We start from the raw sequence: 18,120 nt of genomic DNA, 5'->3' as shown, positions 1-18,120 counted from the left end.
CCGCTTCACAGGGCCTCCTCCTCGGCCCGGCCCGCCGCCGCCACCGCGTGCAGGAGGCGTTCCACCTCTTCGCCGGTCGTGTACGGGTTCAGCAGGGTGAGCTTGAGCCTGATCCGGCCGGACCCCTCTCCGGGCAGCTCGGTGCGGCCCACGACCGCCCGGCCCTCGCGGAGCAGCCGCCGCCGGAGCCTGGCGTTCACCTGGTCCGCGCGTGCCGGGTCGGCGGGCAGATAGCGGAACAGGAGCGCCGTCAGGACGGGGTCCGCGTGCAGCTCGAGCCGCGGATGGGCGCGCACCGCCGCCGCTGCCTCGCGGGCCAGGTCGTGGCAGGCGTCGACGAGGCGGCCGAGGCCGTCCCGGCCGAGCGTGCGCAGCGTCACAGCGATCTTGAACGCGTCGGCGCGCCGGGTCGTGCGCAGCGAACGCCCCAGCAGGCTGGTGTAGCCGGCCTCCTCGTCGTCCTCCGGGTTGAGGTACGCCGCCCGCCGGGCCAGCGACTGGTACGTCTCGGCACGCCGTACCAGGAACACGCCCGCGGCGGCCGGCTGCCAGCCCAGTTTGTGCCAGTCCAGGGAGAGCGAGTCGGCCAGCTCGATCCCGGCCACCAGCGGCGCGAGCCGGTCGGACAGCAGCGCGCCGCCACCGTAGGCGGCGTCCACGTGCAGCCAGGCGCCGTGCTCGGCGGCCAGTCGCGCGCAGGTCTCCAGCGGGTCGATCGCCCCGGTGTCGGTGGCGCCGGCCGTGGCGACCACGGCGATCGGACGCTCGCTCCGGCGTGCCGAGCTGTCGCGCAGCGCGGCGGCCAGGCCGTCGGGGAGCATGCGCAGCTCGCGGTCCACCGGGACGCGCACGACCGCGTCCTCGCCGAGCCCCAGCAGGGCCGCGGCCCGGCGCACCGAGAAGTGCGCGGCGGCGGAGGCGAAGATCCGCGGCCTGGGGCCGGTCGCGGACAGCCCGTTGAGCTGGATCGGCAGTCCGGTCGCGGCGCCGAGCACATGATCGCGGGCCAGCATCAGACCCATGAGGTTGGACTCGGTGCCGCCAGAGGTGACCACGCCGGCGGCCCCGGCAGGGTACCCGGCCAGCTCGGCCAGCTCCGTCACCAGCAGCTTCTCCATCTCGGTTGCGGCGGGCGCCTGGTCCCAGGAGTCCAGCGACGGGTTCAGCGCGGAGACCGCGAGATCGGCGGCGACCGCCACGGCGAGCGGCGGGCAGTGCAGGTGCGCGGCGCAGGCCGGGTCGGCCGGATCGGCGCTTCCGTAGGCCAGCAACCCGGCCAACCGCCCCAACTCCGCGAACCCGCCCAGATCGTCGTCCCGTTCGCCCGTGCGGCCGTGCCGGCCGTCGAGGGCGGGCGCGGGGGTGAGGGCGGCGGCGACCTGGGCGGCCAGTTCGCCGGGCGAGCCGGCGGGGATGGGGCCCGCTCGTCGCGCCGCTCCCCCGGCGAGCGCGCCGAGCACCGCACGCACCGCGCGCTCCAACGCGGCGCCGCCGGTCACGCCCCCCGCCGGCGCGGCACCGCCCGACACGCCGCCCGCCAGGGCGGCCGCCCCGTCATCGAGAACGGCGCCGGCCCGGGTGGCACGGTCTCGGCGGGCGCGGATCGCCGTGCGCTCACTGTGCGGGCCGCGCTCGTCGTAGCCGCCGGTCATGCGCCCCGCCCGGCCGCCAGCGGAGCCGTCACCTCGGCGAGGGCGTCGGCCAGCCGGTCCAGCACCGTCTCCACTTGCTCGGCGGTGATGACCAGTGGCGGCAGCAGGCGCAGGGTGGAGTCGTACCGCCCGCCCAGCTCCACGATGAGGCCGCGGTCGAGGCAAGCGGCCCGTACGGCGGCGGCCGTGCGGGGTGCCGACGGGCGGGCCCCGCAGACGTCGGGGGCGGCCGCCGGGTCCACCAGTTCGACACCGATCATCAGCCCCCGCCCCCGCACGTCGCCGATCGCCGGCAGCTCGGCACGGAGCGCGTCGAGCCGCGCGACCATCCGCGCGCCGACCGACGCGGCCCGGTCCGCGAGCCCCTCCCGGGCGACGTGGCGGAGTGTGGCGGTCCCGGCCGCCATCGCCAGGGTGTTGCCGCGGAACGTGCCCGTGTGCGCGCCGGGTAGCCAGCCGTCGTAGTCCTCGTGGTACACGATCACGGCCAGCGGCAGGCCCCCGCCGATGGCCTTCGACATGACGACGGCGTCCGGCACGATGCCGCTGTGCTCGACGGCCCAGAACGCTCCCGTCCGCCCGACGCCGGTCTGCACCTCGTCGACGATCAGCGGAATCCTGCGTTCGGCCGTGATCCGCCGCATCTCACGCATCCAGCCGTCCGGCGCGGGCACCGCGCCGCCCTCGCCCTGCACGGCCTCCAGGATCATCGCCGCGGGCGGGACGACCCCGCCCGCGGGGTCGTCGAGCAGCCGCTCGGCGTACGCGGCCGACAGCTCCGCGCTCCGCTCGCCGCCGACCCCGAACGGGCAGCGGTACGGGTACGGGTACGGCAGCCGGGTCACGTCCGCCGCGATCCCGGCGACCGGCTCCTTGACCGCGACGTTGGCGGTGGCGGCCAGGGCGCCCATGGTCATGCCGTGGTACGCGCCGGTGAAGGCCAGCAGCCCGCGCCGGCCGGTGGCGGTCTGCATGAGCTTCAGCGCGGCCTCCACGGCGTCGGTCCCGGCGGGTCCGCAGAAGTGGACGCGCGCGTGGTCGGCGAAGCAGGCGGGCAGGGTGGCGAACAGCGTCTCGGTGAACTCGTCCTTCTCCGGGGTCGCGAGATCCAGCACGTGCAGGGGTGCGCCGCCGTCCAGCGTGCGCCGGATGGCCTCCAGCACCACCGGATGGTTGTGACCGAGAGCGAGCGTGCCGGCTCCGGACAGGCAGTCGAGGTAGCGCCGCCCGTCGGCGCCCTCGACCACCATGCCCTCCGCGCGGACCGGGACGATCGGAAAAGAACGGGCATAGGTGCGCGCCGAGGACTCTCGATCGCGCTGCCGGCGCAGCACGGCGGCGGGGCCGACCAGGTCGGCCGGATATGTGGTCATCGAATCCCCCAGAGTCAGAGCAGGTGGCGTTCGGCCACGGGATGGGCGAGGAACCGGTGCATGGCGAACTCCCAGCCGTACGACCCCGCGTACGGGAAGACGACCAGGTCACCCGCGCGGACGCGGTCCACCCGGACGTCGCGCAGCAAGGTGTCCTCCGGCGTGCACAGTTCGCCGACCACGGTGACCTCGGTGTTCTCCGCGACGGGGCGCGGGCAGCCTTCGGGCCAGCGTTCGACGGGCAGCACCGCCATGTTGTGCACGATGTCCCACGACGTGGGGAGCTGGAAGTGGTTGATGCCGCCGCGCAGCACCACGAACGACGTGCCGTACGAGGTCTTCACGTCGGTCACCTCGGCGGCGTACCAGCCGCAGTCGGCCACCAGGTACCGGCCGGGCTCCAGCAGAACCTTCGCGCCCGGCGGCGGCTCGACCCGCGCGGCCAGTTCGCCGAAGCGGGCCACGTCGAACGGCTTCTCGCCCTCGAACGCGACGCCGATGCCGCCACCGATGTCGATGTGGCGCAGGTCCACGCCGTTCGCGCGGGCGGTACGCGCGCTCCACTCCAGGCACCAGCGCAGGTACGCGGCGTGGGCGTCGGCGTCGAGGTTGCCGGAGACCGCGTGCACGTGGAACCCCACCACGTCGAGGCCGGGCAGCCGGAGGGCTTGGCTCAGCACCTCGGGCACGTCGGGCTCGGCCACGCCGAACTGCGACGGTCGACCGCCCATGTGCAGCGACCCCGTGACGGGGATCTCGGCCGGGTTGACCCGCAGCGCCACGCGTGCCCGCAGGCCCTCGGCGACGGCGATGCGGCTGATCCGATGCAGTTCGAGCAGGCTCTCGGCGTTGATCGCCTCCACCTCGGCCCGTACCAGGGCGGTCAGCACGGGCACCGACTTGGCGGGCCCGGCGGCGACGATCGGGGGACCGGCGGCGGGCTTGGCGCGCAAGGCCAGTTCCAGCTCCGCCTTGGACGCGACCTCGAATCCGTCCACGTACGGCGCGAGTGCCGCGACGACGCCGGGAAAGGAGTTGGCCTTGACCGCGTAGTACACCGCCGCCCACGGAGGCAGCGCCGAGCGCAGCTCACGGGCCCGGTCGGCCGCGACGTTCCCGTCGTAGACGTAGGCGCAGACCGGAGGGCCTGCCTTGCTGAGGAAGAGGAGGAGGCGGCGCAGCTCCGGGGGCAGCATGTCCACCGGGTAGGCGGAGCGCGGCGCGGCGGAGGGCGGAAGCTGGATGGACACGGCGATCTGCCTCCGAGGTGACGCGACGGAGCGAGGCCTGGATGTCAGGATCCTGGTTGACGGGGGGACGGGCGGTGGTCCGGCGAACGGCACGGTTCCCCTTGGTGTGCGACAACTGGTGTGCGACAACTGGTGTGCGACAACTGGTGTGCGACAACTGGTGTGCGACAACGGACGGCCCAGACTTCGGCACAGCCGAACTTAGGCAAGGCTAACCTAAACTTTCACCCAAGGCTTGGCAAGGGTGTGATCACAGGACGACTCCGTACACCCCGGCCGGGGCGATCGAAGCTTCCGGCCTGAACGGCGTGCAACCTGCCGATTGCCAAGATCGAACCAGTACAGGCGCCGGGCCACGGCTCGCGACGACGGGCGGGCCGGTGGAGGGACGGAGGCCCAGCGGGACAGTGCCAAGATGGAGAAGGTGACGGCAACGAACAGTGACATCGAGAAGGCGGCCGGCGTGCTGCGCGCCGGTGGCCTGGTGGCCTTCCCCACCGAGACCGTCTACGGTCTCGGCGCCAACGCCGAGGACTCCGCCGCTGTCGCGCGCGTCTTCCAGGTCAAGGGGCGGCCGCCCACCCACCCCTTGATCGTCCACATCGGCGGCGCGGAGCACCTGGGCGAGTGGGTCGAGGACGTGCCCGCGACGGCGCGCCTGCTGGCCGAACGCTTCTGGCCGGGGCCGCTCACGCTGGTGCTGCGCCGCGGGGGCCGGGTGTCCCTCGAAGCGACCGGTGGTCTGGAGACGGTGGCCGTGCGCGTGCCCGACCACCCCGTCGCACTCGCGCTGCTGTCGGCCTTCGGCGGCGGCGTCGCGGGCCCGTCCGCCAACCGGTTCGGCTCGGTCAGTCCCACAACGGCGAACGACGTCCGGGCGGAGCTCGGTGATGCCGTCGACTTCGTGCTGGACGGCGGCCCTTGCGAGGTCGGCGTCGAGTCGACCATCGTCGACGCCACGGGCGAGATCCCGAGTGTCCTCCGGCCCGGCGGGGTGACGCGCGAGGACCTGGAAGCGGTGCTGGGGCGCCGGCTCGCGGTCCACTCGACGAGCCGCATTCGGGTGCCGGGCCAGCATCCGTCACACTACGCGCCGCGTGCGCGCGTCGTCCTGGTGGAGCCCGAGAAGGTCGTCGCCGAAGCGGAGCTCGCGCAGGAGCTAGGGCACCAGGTGGGCGTCCTCCTTCCCCCCTCCTTCGCCGACGCCCCGGTGAAGGCGCATGCCGTGGTGGCGGTGCCCGATTCGATGGCCGCCTACGCGCGCGGGCTGTACGGGTTCCTGCGCAAGCTCGACCAGCGGGGGTGCGACCTCATCGTCGCGTCCTTGCCGGTCGAGGAGGGGCTGGGACTGGCGATCGCCAACCGGCTCCGCCGCGCCGCAGGCCCCCGGCCCTCCGAGTGACCAGGACCGGTGGGCCAGGCGGTGTGACATGGCTGTGCGACCGCCGGCGGAGCTTCGGTCACGACACGGAGCCGGCGGTGACTTCGAGGCCGCGGGCCGCCACCACCTGGGCGCTGCCGTCGGCCAGGCGGTAGCACAGGCCCACCACGGCGGCGCGGCCCGCGCCGACCCGCCCGGCGAGCACCCGAGAGCGATCCAACAGCAGGTCGACCGTGTGCCTCACGTGCTCAGCCAGGATCTCGTCGGCCTGCACGCGACCCGCGGCCCGCGCCGCGAGCACGCTCGGGGTCACCCGCTCGACGACGTCCCGGACATACCCGGCCGGCGCGATGCCGTCCTCCAGCGCCGCGCACGCGGCGCCCACGGCGCCGCACGAGTCATGGCCGAGGACCACTACCAGCGGGCAGTCCAGCACGTCCACCCCGTACTCGATGCTGCCGAGCACCTCCGCGCCCATCACGTGGCCCGCGGTGCGCACCACGAACAGGTCACCCAGGCCACGATCGAAAATGATCTCCGCGGCCAGACGAGAGTCGGAGCATCCGAACAGGACGGCGAACGGGCGCTGGCCCGGTGCGATCTCGGCGCGGCGGGTGGCGTCCTGGTTCGGGTGCTCCGGGGCGCCCGCGACGAAGCGCCGGTTACCGTCGAGCAGCAGCTCGAAGGCTTCCTTGGAGGTCGGGTATTCGATCTCGGCCATGACAAGGCCTGGATCGGCCCCCGCACGCGTCGTCTCACCACGACCGGCGATTCGCCGATCACCCTCCGGAGCACCCACGCGAGCCCTTCAGCGCCCATGCCTCCCTTTGATAGCTTCCAAACGATGAACAGTTCCGGCCGGCAGCCCCCGCAGATCGACACCAGCCGAGCGCACTCCGCCCGCATGTACGACTACTACCTCGGCGGCAAGCACTGGTACCCCGTGGACCAGCAGGCCGCCGAGAAGGTGAAGGAGGTTTTCCCCTTCATCGTCACCGGCGCACGCGCCAACCGCGACTTCATGCACCGCGCTACCCGAACCCTGGCCTCCGAGTACGGCATACGCCAGTTCGTCGACATCGGCACGGGAATCCCTACCGAGCCCAACCTGCACCAGGTGGCCCAGGAGGTGGCATCCGACGCCCGCGTCGTCTACGCGGACAACGACCCGACGGTGCTGGCTTACGCCGACGCGCTGACGCTCGGCAGCCCGCAGGGCAGCACCGCCTACGTGCACGCCGACCTGCGTCACGACTCCGTTCTCGACGACCCCCGCCTGCGCGAGACCGTCGACCTGGACGAGCCCGTCGCCCTGTCCCTCCTCGCGGTGACGCACTTCCTGCCGGACGAGGACAGGCCGCAGGAGATCGTGCGGGCCATGGTCGAGCGGCTCGCGCCCGGCAGCTTCCTCGTGCTCTCGCACGCCACGCCCGACTTCAACCCCGCCGCTCACGACGCCGTGGCGGTCTACCGGCAGAGCGGCACCCCGGCGCAGATCCGCACCAGGACGGAGATCGAGCGCTTCTTCGAGGGCACGGAACTGATCGAACCCGGCCTGACCGCCACACACCGCTGGCGTCCCGACGGCGAATCGGGGATATCGGACGCCGACGCCTTCTTCTACGCGGGAATCGGCCGGAAGCCCTGATCCGAGGGTCACCGCGCGTTCGTCGCCCTCGGCTCGGGGCTGGTGGCGGTGTCGCCCGGGCGAACCAGCCCCGAGCCGGTGGAGCGGCGTCGTCGAGCTCAGCCGGCGAGCCGGGTGCGGGAGGCGTGCACGGCGCCGTCGCCGGCGAACGACACCGACGCGCCGCGCCAGTTCACGCCGGGTACGGCCGCGCAACCGTCGTACCCGGTGGTCAGGTCGGCCGAGCGGCCGCTCTTCGCCAGCCGCACGGTCTTGCCGGGGAATCCGAGGCCGTTGCCGGCGTTCACCAGGCACACGGTGCCGGCCGTGCCCTGGTGCCGGACGACCAGCTCCGAGTCGACCGCCTCTCCGGCGGCGGCCACGATGAGGGCCGGCTGGTTGGTCTGCACCCCGTCGGCGCCGATCGCGCGCGCGTGCTGGAACTGCGCCACCTCCTGGTCGGGGCCCGCGTCGTAGGCGTGCGGCATGATCACCGCGCACGAGTCGTGGGCGGCCGCGACGGACTCGGGCGTGTACTCGTCCAGCCGCGAGCCGAACACCTTGAAGACCTGGCCGATCTCGTTGACCAGGAACCCGGGCTCCCAGGTGTCGCGGTTGTAGATCAGGCGGGCTCCGGGCTCGGCGACGAAGATCCTGGAGTCGGCCGAGTTGAAGATCGACTCTTCGATGAGGCCGTACTGCCCCACCAGTTCGGCCACCTTGCCCTCCTCGGTCACCGACCCCTTGATGTCGAGCTCCAGGCCGCCGCCCACCCGCTGGGCCAGTGCGAGGATCTCCTCCAGCGACGCGATCCGGGAGTGGTCGTACGCGCCGCCCTTCCAGGGGGCGTAGTCGGCGGCGTTGAGCGCGCGCACCTCCTCGAAGGTCAGGTCCGCGATGTCGCCGGTGCCGTCGGTCGTGCGGTCCACCGTGGAGTCGTGCAACGCGACGAAACGGCCGTCGCGGGTCTGCTGGACGTCGACCTCGACCAGGTCCACACCGTAGGCGAAGGCGTACTCGTACGACTTCAGGGTGTTCTCGGGGGCGAGGGTGTTGGCTCCCCGGTGGGCGGAGATGAGCACGTCGGCGGAGCCCTGGTCGGGGGTGCCCGCGTGCTCCCAGCGTTCCGGCTCGGGCACCTGGTCGCACACCGGCTGCCGGGTCAGCGGCTTCAGCGCGGCCAACGCCTGCCGGTACTGCTCGATCCTGGGGTCGTCGGCGGCGTGCGCGGTGCCGGCCGTCAGGCCCGCCGCCATGCCCGCCGCCATGCCCGCTGTCAGCGCGGCGACGGTGACGAGCGCTCGCGCGGCCCGGCGCACGGAGGGGAACGTCATGTCGGATCCTTTCGACGGTCGTGATGACCCGCCGAGTATTCAGCCGGCACTACTCCCCCCGGTGAACCGACATTGGCGATCAAGCGGCATATTTCCGACTTTTCGGTCGGTCATGCCCGCAGCCCGTACCACGGGGGCGCCCACCGTCCTCGGTGGGCGCCCCCGTCATGCCTGCCGCCGCAACCGGCTCAGTGGTCGTCCCAGTGCCCGTCGTGCCAGGCGTGCCGGTGGCCGTCGTGCACGTAGTCGACGTGGTCCTGGTGCGGGACCGCGACGTGGCCGCAGCCCGCCTCGTGCTGGTGCGGGTGCTCGCCGTGTTCGGCGTGCGCGGTGGTGTCGCACTCGTCGAAGTGGTCGTTGTGCGACCGGTGCAGGTGGCCGTCGTGCACGTAGTCGACGTGGTCCTGGTGCGGCACGGCGACGTGGCCGCAGCCCTCCGCGTGCCGGTGGTCATGTGTGGCGTGTTGCTGGTGTTCGGTGGCAGAAGTCATCAATATCTCCTCGCAAGAGTCAGGGGTATCTTCACCAGGCGCGACGCGAAGTCACCGGCCGTGCCGGAAATTTGCCCCCTCTTGTCCAGCGGCTATTCGGGCCACGGGTTGTCGAGGATGACCTGCACGAAGTCGTCGCGCTGGTAGCCGTCCATGTAGTGCTCCAGGACGTCGGCGTTGACGTTGCCGAACGTCGTCTGGGGGCGGTGGACGTTGCCGTCGGTGAACGCCTTGAGGATGCGCCGCTTGAAGTCCGGCCGCGGGTGCGCCGCGGTCACCGCGGCCCGCTGCTCCGCCGTCAGCTTGTCGTACCCGATGCCGAGCACGTCGGTCTCGACGCCGGCGGTCACCAGGGCCACCACGGGGTCGAGGAACTCGGGGACGCCGGGGGTCGTGTGCAGCGCGATGCCGAGCCACACCCTGTCGGCGTCGGAGTCGAGGACGCCGTGCAGCTTGAGGAAGTCGCGGGCCGCGTTCGCGCCGTCGACCTCGAAGCGCAGACGGGATTCGCGGTAGGCGTCGGTCAGGCCGATGTCGTGGAACATCGCGCCCGTGTAGAGCAGCTCGAGGTCCGCGTGCAGCCCGCGGACCCGGCCCTGCAGGGCGCCGAAGAGGAAGACCCGGCGCGAGTGGTGGTAGAGCAGGTCGTCCTCGGTGTCGCGGATGAACTCCGTCACGTCGCGGACGAGCGCTGTGTCGGGAATGGCGATGCCGGCGATGGTTTCTGTCATGTCCCCAGCGTCCGGCGCGGGGCACAGGAGCCGCGCTGTCCTCCTGGACGCATACCCCTCAGTTCCGGACATACGATGAGGGCATGGACGGACACAACGTCACCTTCCTGGTCTTCGACGGAGTCAAGCTCCTCGACGTCTCCGGCCCCGCCGAGGTCTTCACCGAGGCGAACCAGCACGGAGCGGCGTACCGGGTGCGGCACGTGTCCCCGGGCGGCACTCCCGTGACGACGTCGGTCGGGCCGCTGCTGCCGGTGGACGGCGACGGGACGGGTACCGGGCGCATCGACACCCTGGTCGTCGCCGGCGGCGACCGGCTCGTCGGCGAGCCCATCGAGCCGGAGCTGCGCGAGAGCGTGGCCCGCCTCGCATCACGGGCCGGGCGGGTGGCCTCCGTCTGCACGGGGGCCTTCGTCCTGGCCGCGGCGGGGCTCCTCGACGGACGGCGGGCCACCACGCACTGGCGGCACGCCGAGACGCTGGCGCGCGCGTATCCGGCGATCGACGTGCAGCCCGACGCGATCTACGTCGCGGACGAGGGGGTGTACACGTCGGCCGGGGTGTCGGCCGGGATCGACCTGGCGCTCGCCCTGGTGGAGGCCGACCACGGCCCCGGCGTCGCGCGCTCGGTCGCCCGCGCGCTGGTTGTCTACATGCAGCGGCCCGGCGGGCAGTCCCAGTTCTCGGCGCCCCTCCGCACTCCGGTCCCTCGCCAGCCGGCGTTGCGCGCGGCCATCGAGGCCGTCGAGGCCGATCCGGGCGCCGACCACACGGTCGCCTCGCTGGCCGCGATCGCCATGGTGAGCCCGCGGCATCTCGGCAGGCTCTTCGCGGCCGAGCTCGGCGTCTCACCCGCCCGGTTCATCGAGCTGGCACGTCTCGAAGCCTCGAAGTCCTTCCTCGACTCCGGCTACAACGTGACCGAGACGGCGCAGCTCAGCGGGTTCGGCAGCCCGGAGACGTTCCGGCGGACGTTCACCAGGCGGTTCGGTGTCGCGCCCAGCCGCTACCGCAGACACTTCACGGCGACGGCTCAGTAGCCGGGCGGCCGGGCGAAGCCGGGCAGGATGCCCGCCTCCTCGAGCGCGGCGGCGATCTCGATCAGCCGGATCTCCGACCAGGGCGGGCCGACGAGCTGCACGCCGATCGGCAGGCCGGCCTCGTCACGGCCGGCGGGCGCGGTCAGCGCGGGCAGCCCGGCGAGGTTGGTGAACACCAACTGGCGGTCCTGCCCCTCGTCGTCCGTGCTGTCGTGCAGGAACGCGGTGGTCGTCCCCGGAGCCAGGATCAGCGCGTCGTACCCGGCGAAGAAGTCGTGCCAGGCGGCCGAGAAACGGTCGCGCCGGTCGAGCGCCCGCAGGTACCACGCCAGGCCGCGATGGGCGTCGGGCAGGACGGCGTCGGGGTCGAACACTCCGGTGGCCGCCCCCATCAGCTCGGCGGACAGCCGCTGCTCGTCCCAGTCGACCCGCGGCAGCCGCTCCTCGACGCGGGCGCCGGCGTCGGACGCCTGGGCGGCGACGCGTTCGACCTCGGCGCGCAGGCTCGCCGCGACGGACGCGCCGGGCAGCTCCGGCACCGCGGCCAGCCGCAGCTCGGGCAGCGTACGGCGGCGGCGCTCGCGCAGCGGCACGGGCGGCACCTCGCCGTCGCGCCCGTCGGGCCCGGCGATCACCCGCAGGACGAGCTCCAGGTCGTCGAGGTCGCGCGCCATCGGGCCGAACGACATCAGGATGCGGGTGCCACGCGCCCGGCCCTCAAGCGGTCGCCAGAACCCGGTGGCCGGCACGCGGTGCTCGGTGGCCACGAGGCCGTACACGCCGCAGAAGTGCGGCGGCAGCCGCAACGAGCCCCCGTAGTCGGAGCCGACCTCGATCGGGGTCAGCCCCGCCGCGAGCGCGGCCGCGCCGCCGCCGCTGGAGCCTCCGGGCGTGCGGCGCGGGTCCCAGGGGTTGTCGCTCCGCCCGAAGATCGCGTTCTCGGAACGGTACCGGGCCAGGAAGGGCGGCACGTTGCTGTGGCCGAACAGGATCGCGCCGGCCGAGCGCAGGCGGGCGGCGACCGTGCCGTCCCGGTCGGGGACGCGGTCGTAGAGCTCGGTGCCGAGCGTGGTGCGCAGCCCGGCGACGTCGTGCCCGTCCTTGACCACCATGGGGACGCCGTGCAGCGGCCCCGTCTCCTCGCCGCGCGCCAGCCGCCGGTCGGCCTCGGCGGCGGCCCGCCTGGCCTGGTCGAAGTCCGCGGCGACGACCGCGACGAGCGAGGGGTTGAGCCGCTCGACGCGCTCGGCGTAGGCGTCGAGGACCTCCACGGCGGTGAGCTCCCGCCGGCGCAGCCGTTCCGCGAGCTCCCTCGCCGGCAGATAGCACCACTCGTCCACCCCGTCCCGCTACCCGCGGTCCCCCGGCCGACTCTCAGGCTGCGTTCGGTACGGCGTCATCCCGGCTTTGCCGTACGGACATGGAGGGAACCGAGCGTGGCCTGTGGCGCACGTCGAACAGCTGAGCAAGGAGCGAAAGATGACCGGTTTAGACCGCCGCGGATTTCTGGCAGCCACCACCCTGGGCGTGGTCGCCGGAGGCCCGCTGGCCGCCCTGTCCGCCCGTACGGCTGACGCCTCCACCATGGTGAAGCGGCCCTTCAGCCCCGACTACGGCCCCCTCGCGCCGGTGAAGGACCACACCACCGGGCTGGAGCTGCTGAAACTGCCGCGCGGCTTCGAGTACGTCACCCACGGATGGACCGGCGACCCGATGACCGACGGGCGCCCGACGCCCGGAGCGCACGACGGGATGGCCGCGTTCCGGCCGAGCGGCGCGCTCAAGGCGCGCACCAAGGGCACGGGCAAGGGCCACTGGACCGTGCTGGTCCGCAACCACGAATTGGGCAGCCTGAACGGCGCCTTCGTGGACCCGGCCTACAACCCGGCAGCCGGCGGCGGCACCACCTCGCTGATCTTCGACACGCGCCAGGGCGAGTTCCTGGACAGCTGGGCCAGCCTCGGCGGCACCGTGCGCAACTGCGCCGGCGGGCCCACCCCGTGGGGCAGCTGGTTGTCGTGCGAGGAGACCACGGAGATCAACGGCGAGTACCGGCACGGCTACATCTTCGAGGTCCCGCACGACGGCGTCAGCAGCGCCGAGCCGTACAAGGAGATGGGGCGCTTCTCGCACGAGGCCGTGGCGGTGGACCCGCGCACCGGCTGGGTCTACGAGACCGAGGACGCGACGCCCAGCGGCTTCTACCGGTTCCGGCCGAAGGTCAGGGGCGACCTGTCGCAGGGCGGTGTGCTGGAGATGATGTCGATCGGCTCCTCGGCGTACGTCACCTACGCCGACGGCACGGGCGTCACCTATCCGGAGATCGGCTGGGTCGTCATCGACGAGCCCGACCCCGGCCCCGGCGAGACGAGCGTCGTGCGGCAGGGCGTCGCCAAGGGCGGCGCGTCGTTCAACCGGCTGGAGGGCGCCTGGTACCACGACGGCAAGATCTACATCGTCAGCACCAGCGGCGGCCCCATCGGTCAGGGACAGGTCTTCGAGTACGACATCGCCGAGAACACCATGCGCGTGCTGTTCGCCTCGCCGAACGCCGCCGTGCTGAACAACCCCGACAACATCTGCGTCAGCCCGCGGGGCGGCATCGTGCTGTGCGAGGACGGCTCCGGCGTGGAGTTCCTGCACGGCCTGACCACCGACGGGGAGATCTTCCCGTTCGCGGAGAACGCGGTCGTCATCCCGGACGGCGGCGTGCCCGGCAAGAGCGTGGCCCCGGGGAACTACACCGGCTCGGAGTGGTGCGGCTCGGTGTTCGACACCAACGACGGCGGATGGTTGTTCGCCAACATCCAGTCGCCGGGCATCACCTTCGCCATCACCGGCCCTTGGCAGGACGGCTCGCTGTGACCCGTCAGGCGTAGGCGACCTTCGGCGCGGGCTCCTTCCGCGCCGGCTCTTCCCGGCCCGGCTCTTCCCGGCCCGGCTCCTTCCGGCCCGGCTCACGCAGCGCGTACCCGTCCAGGGCCCTGTCCACCGGGCCCTGGACGAGCCGGTCGATGAGCAGCGCGGCGGCCACCGCGCCGAGCGCGGTCGCCCAGGCCACCGGCCCGAGCGGGGCCGAGCCGAAGAAGTGGCTGACGCCGGGCGTCTGCACGATCGCGGCCAGCGCCGCCGCCGAGCCGAGCGCGCTGAGCAGCACCGTACGGTCGCGCCCGGCGGCCTGCAGCGTCTGCGCGAGCTGGGTGCCGACCAGCGCGACGAGGCCCACGGTACGGGCCCGCGCCGCCGTCCCGGTGAAGCGCGCCACCGTCCAGCCGAGCCCGGCGCCCGCCGCGGTGACCAGCGCCCGCCGGACGATGTCGCGGGTGAGCGCCCGGCCCAGCGAGCGCTCCGGGCCCTCCTCCAGCCGGTTCGCCGCCTCTTCCGGCGTGGGCGCGCGCAGCGCGATGGCGAGCGCGGGCGCCAGGTCGGTGAGCATGTTGACCACCAGCAGCTGGCGGGCCGTCAGCGGCGAGCCGCCCGTGACGATCGCGCCGAGCAGGGTGAAGCCGATCTCGCCCAGGTTGCCGCCCACCAGGATGGCCAGCGCCTCGCGCACCGACGCCCACATGGCGCGGCCCTCGGCCAGGGCCGAGACGATGGTCTCCAGCCGGTCGTCGCTCACCACGAGGTCGGCCGCCGCGCGGGCCGCCGGGGTGCCCGTCAGGCCGAGCGCGATGCCCACGTCGGCCAGCCGGATGACCGCGGCGTCGTTCGCGCCGTCGCCGGTCATCGCGACGACCCTGCCCAGCCGCTGGAACGCGCGCACGACCCTGACCTTCTGCTCCGGCGTGCACCTGGCCACCACGTCGACCGTCGGGAGGCGTTCGTCCAGCCCGGCGTCGTCCAGGGCGTCCAGGTCGGCGCCGGTGACCACGACGGGCTCGCCGGCGATCAGCTCGGCGGCGATGGCGGCGGCCGTGCTGGGGTGGTCACCGGTGAGCATGACGATCTGCACGCCCGCCGCGCGCAGCCGGGTCACCGCCGGGCTGGCGGTGAGCCGTACGGTGTCGGCCAGGCCCAGCAGCCCGACGAAGGTCAGGCCGGTCACGTCGGCGTCGTCGAGGTCGGCGGCCTCGGTGCGGTTCTCGGCCACCGCCAGCACGCGGTGCCCGGCGGCGGCCAGCCGCTCCACGCGCTCCTCGATGCGCCGCCGCTCCTTGCCGCCGAGGTCGCGTACCTCGCCGTTCACGAGCAGGTGGGTGCAGCGCGGCAGCACGGTCTCGGGCGCGCCCTTGACGCTGAGCAGCCGGGTGCGGCCGCCCGCCTTGCCGAGCGTCGCGTGGAAGCCCCTCGACGGCTCGAACGGCAGCGCCGCCAGCTCCCGCCAGCCGCGCGCGCCGGTCCTGCGGGTCACCCGTGCCTCCTTGGCGCCGGCGGCGACGGCCGCGTCGGTGAGATGGCTGTGCTGGCCGTTGCCCTCCTCGCCGGGCGTCGCCCGCAGCCCGGCCGCCAGCACGTCGCGCAGTCCGCCCAGCTCCCGTACGGACACCTCGTGGCGGGCGTCGCACACCCGGGTCAGCCGGATCAGGCCCGCGGTCAGCGTGCCCGTCTTGTCAAAGCAGAGCACCTCCACCCGGCCGAGCGCCTCGATGGTGCGCGGATCGCGTACGTGCACGCCGTGCGCGGACAGCCGGCGGGTGGCCGCCAGCTGGGCCGCGCTGACCAGCAGCGGCAGCCCCTCGGGCACGGCCGCCACGGCGAGGCTGACGCTCTCGCCGAGCGTCTGCCGCAGCGGGCGGCCCCGTACGGCACCGGCCAGCGTCACGGCGGCGGCCGAGCCGAGCGCGATCGGCGTGGTCGCGCGGGTGATCCTGGCCAGGCGCTCGGCCACGCCGCTGCGCGGGGCCTCCTCCTCGGCGACGGCCATGGCGCGGCCCGTCAGCGTGGCCTCCCCCACGGCCACCACCACCGCGGTGGCGTTGCCCGCCGCGATCGAGGTGCTCTCGTAGAGCATCGACGTACGGTCGGCGACCTCCCTGGCGAAGACCGGCGCGGCGGCCTTGGACACCGGCAGCGACTCGCCGGTCAGGGCGGACTCGTCCGCCTCCAGCCCGTCCGCCGTCACGATGCGGCAGTCGGCGGGCACCACCTGACCGGCCGAGAGCTCCACCACGTCGCCCGGGACCAGGTCGCGGGCCCCGACGTCGTGCGCCCGACCGTCGCGCAGCACCCTCGCGGGCACGCTCACGTGCCGGGACAGCTCGGCCAGCGTGCGGGCGGCGGCTCGCCGCTGCATGCCCCCGGCCAGCGCCGACGCCCCCACGACGGCGGACACCAGCGCCGCGTCCACGAGGGAGCCCACCACGGCCGAGCCCACCGCGCCGGCCGCGAGCACCGGCGTGAACGGGTTGGCCAGCTCCGCCGCCGTCTCGCGGAGCAGGGAGGGCCGCCGGTCCGCGGCGACGGGGCGATGCCGCCTGGCCGCCTCCTCGGTGCTCAGGCCGCCGGCGTCCGTGTCCAGCTCGCGCAGCACCGCCTCGACCGGCATCGCGTGCCAGGGGCGGTCGTCGGGGACGAGCCGTACAGGGGTGCTGGCGGCCCGCCACGCGCGCCAGGCGCCCCAGGCCATGGCGAGGCAGGTGGCGATGTGCACGCCGGCCAGTCCGCGGCCGGCCGACCGGCGGGCGTGCGAGGTGAGGGTGAACAGCACGCCGACGCCGGTGCCCACGCGGGCCAGCCGCACGCCGTCGGCGGCCACGTCCCGCGCCGCCGGCACGGCCGCGATCACCGGCACCAACGTTCGCAGATCGCTCTCCACGAACAGATGAGCCCCCCACGGCACATGCGCGTCCCACTCGGCTCCCTCGGGCGCGCCGCCGCGTCCTGTTCCCCCCTCCCCCTCCACGGGACCGTCCGGCGTGGGCCGGTGCGTGGGCGGGAGGAGGCCGATGCCGCAGTCGGACTGGGCGAGGGCGTGGGCGTCCTGGGAGACCACGAGGACGGCGGCGCCCTCGGACTGGAGCGTCGCGATCTCGGCGGCGGTGACGCCCGGCCGTACGACGAGCCGGAGCCCGGTGGCGCGGACGGCGGTGACGACGGCCTGCCCTGCGGGCGAGCGCTGCCGGCGCGTCTCGGCCACCGCCTGGCGGCGTCCGTCGCGGGTGAGGGTGAGCCGGTCGCCCTTGGCCCGCAGCCGCCACGGCCCCTCCTCCTGCGCGGCCTGCGGCCGATCCGGGTCGAACAGCCGGTAGAGCCAGGTGGTCACCTCTTCCGGGTCCGCCCCGGGGGACGGGCGCACCTCGTCGACGACGGAGCGCGGCGACAGCAGGACGTTCTCGTCGAGCACCACGGTGTCGATCCGGTCCAGCCGGCGCAGCGCCTCGCAGTCGGCGACCACCACACCCCTGCGCGACAGCACGACGCCGAGCTCGGCGGCGAACATCTCCCGGCCCGCGAACGACGGCCGGGGCGTGCAGATCATCGCCGTCTGCAGGCCGCGCCGGACGTTCGTGCTGAGCAGAGCGCCGATCACGCCGCCCAGCGGCGCCCCGGTGAGCAGCTGGTCGGCGTAGCGCTCGGCCGGGCCGGGCGGCAGCGGGCAGGGCCGCTGCGCGGGGATCTCACCGGCCGCGGCCCGCTCGGGCGTCGCGGTCAGGTGCTCGTGCGCCCCCGCCCAGGCGCTCTCGATGGCGTGCCGTTCGCGCAGCTGCACCAGGCGTTGCGTGACGTCGACGACCAGCCCGGTCACGCCCGGCGCGAGGCCCTGCACGGCGGCGCCGGCCACGGGCAGCCACGACTTCAGCGCGGGCAGCGGGATGGACGCGTCGATGGCCTCCCGCAGCCTCGGCAGGTTGTCGACCAGCGACACCAGGCCGGGGGCCTCGGCGGGCAGCGGGGTGCGCCGGATCAGCCACTCGACGCCGGTCGCGAGGATGCCGCCCAGGTCGGCCGCGAGCACCACGCCGGGTGGCGGCTCGTGTACCACCTTCTCCTCGACCAGGGCCTCGGCCTCGTCCAGCGCCCGCATCAGGGCGCGGATCTCGGCGGGCTCCTCCTCCAGCGCGACGATCACGCGGTGCAGCGGCGCGTTCACCCGGGCCCATCGCACGCCCGGCACGGCCTGCAGCCGACGCTCGATCTCCGTCTCGTGGACGGGGCGGCGCAGCAGCTCCAGATGGACGCGGCCCGGATAGCGCCAGGTGGAGCGCCCGCCAAGCGAGCCGACGGCCGTGGCCACGGCACGCAGAGAACGGGTGAACTGTCCGAGCATGCGGGTGTTCGTACCCCAACAGCCCTCTATA

General features: G+C 73.9%; 13 protein-coding genes. 4 read left to right on the top strand and 9 right to left on the bottom strand.

The window, feature by feature from the left end; all coding sequences use genetic code 11:
• Positions 1-5 precede the first annotated feature (5 nt).
• From ACIBP6_RS04735 to ACIBP6_RS04725, 3 genes are read right to left on the bottom strand one after another with little or no spacing between them, the layout of a single operon-like run.
• The gene (locus tag ACIBP6_RS04735) at positions 6-1,652 is read right to left on the bottom strand and encodes a pyridoxal phosphate-dependent decarboxylase family protein (RefSeq protein WP_397048766.1); all 1,647 of its coding nucleotides are present in this window, start codon (positions 1,650-1,652) and stop codon (positions 6-8) included.
• Positions 1,649-3,025 (bottom strand): diaminobutyrate--2-oxoglutarate transaminase family protein, encoded by a 1,377-nt coding sequence (locus ACIBP6_RS04730; protein WP_397048764.1) that lies wholly within the window; start codon positions 3,023-3,025, stop codon positions 1,649-1,651. Before ACIBP6_RS04730 ends, ACIBP6_RS04735 begins: the two co-directional genes overlap by 4 nt.
• A gap of 14 nt (positions 3,026-3,039) precedes the next feature.
• Positions 3,040-4,275 (bottom strand): alanine racemase, encoded by a 1,236-nt coding sequence (locus tag ACIBP6_RS04725; protein WP_397048762.1) that lies wholly within the window; start codon positions 4,273-4,275, stop codon positions 3,040-3,042.
• 415 nt (positions 4,276-4,690) lie between these two features.
• Between ACIBP6_RS04725 and ACIBP6_RS04720 the strand changes: the two genes are divergently transcribed.
• Positions 4,691-5,677: an L-threonylcarbamoyladenylate synthase gene (locus ACIBP6_RS04720; protein WP_397048760.1), complete on the top strand. Its 987-nt coding sequence runs from the start codon at positions 4,691-4,693 to the stop codon at positions 5,675-5,677.
• A gap of 58 nt (positions 5,678-5,735) precedes the next feature.
• On the opposite strand, the gene ACIBP6_RS04715 is transcribed toward ACIBP6_RS04720, so the two are convergent.
• Positions 5,736-6,377 (bottom strand): carbonic anhydrase, encoded by a 642-nt coding sequence (locus ACIBP6_RS04715; RefSeq protein WP_397048758.1) that lies wholly within the window; start codon positions 6,375-6,377, stop codon positions 5,736-5,738.
• A 123-nt stretch (positions 6,378-6,500) separates the two neighbouring features.
• Here ACIBP6_RS04715 and ACIBP6_RS04710 point away from each other — a divergent pair, with 123 nt between their 5' ends.
• Positions 6,501-7,304: an SAM-dependent methyltransferase gene (locus tag ACIBP6_RS04710; RefSeq protein ID WP_397048756.1), complete on the top strand. Its 804-nt coding sequence runs from the start codon at positions 6,501-6,503 to the stop codon at positions 7,302-7,304.
• 98 nt (positions 7,305-7,402) lie between these two features.
• On the opposite strand, the gene ACIBP6_RS04705 is transcribed toward ACIBP6_RS04710, so the two are convergent.
• The 3 genes from ACIBP6_RS04705 to ACIBP6_RS04695 all read right to left on the bottom strand — a co-directional run bounded on the left by ACIBP6_RS04705 (position 7,403) and on the right by ACIBP6_RS04695 (position 9,839).
• Positions 7,403-8,617 carry a glycerophosphodiester phosphodiesterase gene (locus tag ACIBP6_RS04705; protein WP_397048754.1) on the bottom strand — a complete coding sequence of 405 codons (1,215 nt, stop codon included), beginning with the start codon at positions 8,615-8,617 and terminating at the stop codon, positions 7,403-7,405.
• A gap of 188 nt (positions 8,618-8,805) precedes the next feature.
• Complete coding sequence (locus tag ACIBP6_RS04700) at positions 8,806-9,108, bottom strand: threonine dehydratase (RefSeq protein ID WP_397048752.1); 303 nt, start codon at positions 9,106-9,108, stop codon at positions 8,806-8,808.
• Positions 9,109-9,200: 92 nt separating this feature from the next.
• Positions 9,201-9,839, bottom strand: coding sequence for an HD domain-containing protein (locus ACIBP6_RS04695; protein ID WP_397048750.1), 639 nt, complete (start codon positions 9,837-9,839; stop codon positions 9,201-9,203).
• An 83-nt stretch (positions 9,840-9,922) separates the two neighbouring features.
• On the opposite strand from ACIBP6_RS04695, the gene ACIBP6_RS04690 reads away from it, so the two are divergent.
• The gene (locus ACIBP6_RS04690) at positions 9,923-10,879 is read left to right on the top strand and encodes a GlxA family transcriptional regulator (protein WP_397048748.1); all 957 of its coding nucleotides are present in this window, start codon (positions 9,923-9,925) and stop codon (positions 10,877-10,879) included.
• Here the strand turns inward: ACIBP6_RS04690 and ACIBP6_RS04685 are convergent.
• Positions 10,873-12,219, bottom strand: coding sequence for an amidase (locus tag ACIBP6_RS04685; protein ID WP_397048746.1), 1,347 nt, complete (start codon positions 12,217-12,219; stop codon positions 10,873-10,875). The two genes, ACIBP6_RS04690 and ACIBP6_RS04685, sit on opposite strands and share 7 nt — an antisense overlap.
• 139 nt (positions 12,220-12,358) lie before the next feature.
• Between ACIBP6_RS04685 and ACIBP6_RS04680 the strand changes: the two genes are divergently transcribed.
• Positions 12,359-13,744 carry a PhoX family protein gene (locus ACIBP6_RS04680; RefSeq protein ID WP_397048744.1) on the top strand — a complete coding sequence of 462 codons (1,386 nt, stop codon included), beginning with the start codon at positions 12,359-12,361 and terminating at the stop codon, positions 13,742-13,744.
• A 4-nt stretch (positions 13,745-13,748) separates the two neighbouring features.
• On the opposite strand, the gene ACIBP6_RS04675 is transcribed toward ACIBP6_RS04680, so the two are convergent.
• Positions 13,749-18,089 (bottom strand): HAD-IC family P-type ATPase, encoded by a 4,341-nt coding sequence (locus ACIBP6_RS04675; RefSeq protein ID WP_397048742.1) that lies wholly within the window; start codon positions 18,087-18,089, stop codon positions 13,749-13,751.
• Positions 18,090-18,120: the final 31 nt, after the last annotated feature.

This window comes from Nonomuraea terrae, from assembly GCF_044465245.1.
Classification (GTDB): Bacteria; Actinomycetota; Actinomycetes; order Streptosporangiales; family Streptosporangiaceae; genus Nonomuraea; species Nonomuraea terrae.
The sequence above is the reverse complement of the archived record's forward strand: the minus strand, read 5'-3'. Positions and strand labels throughout refer to the sequence as shown.

Excerpts from the sequence above, each read along its gene's own strand:
- ACIBP6_RS04735 (WP_397048766.1), bottom strand. The coding sequence starts at position 1,652 with ATGACCGGCGGCTACGACGAGCGCGGCCCGCACAGTGAGCGCACGGCG.
- ACIBP6_RS04730 (WP_397048764.1), bottom strand. The coding sequence starts at position 3,025 with ATGACCACATATCCGGCCGACCTGGTCGGCCCCGCCGCCGTGCTGCGC.
- ACIBP6_RS04720 (WP_397048760.1), top strand. The coding sequence starts at position 4,691 with ATGGAGAAGGTGACGGCAACGAACAGTGACATCGAGAAGGCGGCCGGC.
- ACIBP6_RS04715 (WP_397048758.1), bottom strand. The coding sequence starts at position 6,377 with ATGGCCGAGATCGAATACCCGACCTCCAAGGAAGCCTTCGAGCTGCTG.
- ACIBP6_RS04710 (WP_397048756.1), top strand. The coding sequence starts at position 6,501 with ATGAACAGTTCCGGCCGGCAGCCCCCGCAGATCGACACCAGCCGAGCG.
- ACIBP6_RS04705 (WP_397048754.1), bottom strand. The coding sequence starts at position 8,617 with ATGACGTTCCCCTCCGTGCGCCGGGCCGCGCGAGCGCTCGTCACCGTC.
- ACIBP6_RS04700 (WP_397048752.1), bottom strand. The coding sequence starts at position 9,108 with ATGACTTCTGCCACCGAACACCAGCAACACGCCACACATGACCACCGG.
- ACIBP6_RS04695 (WP_397048750.1), bottom strand. The coding sequence starts at position 9,839 with ATGACAGAAACCATCGCCGGCATCGCCATTCCCGACACAGCGCTCGTC.
- ACIBP6_RS04690 (WP_397048748.1), top strand. The coding sequence starts at position 9,923 with ATGGACGGACACAACGTCACCTTCCTGGTCTTCGACGGAGTCAAGCTC.
- ACIBP6_RS04680 (WP_397048744.1), top strand. The coding sequence starts at position 12,359 with ATGACCGGTTTAGACCGCCGCGGATTTCTGGCAGCCACCACCCTGGGC.
- ACIBP6_RS04675 (WP_397048742.1), bottom strand. The coding sequence starts at position 18,089 with ATGCTCGGACAGTTCACCCGTTCTCTGCGTGCCGTGGCCACGGCCGTC.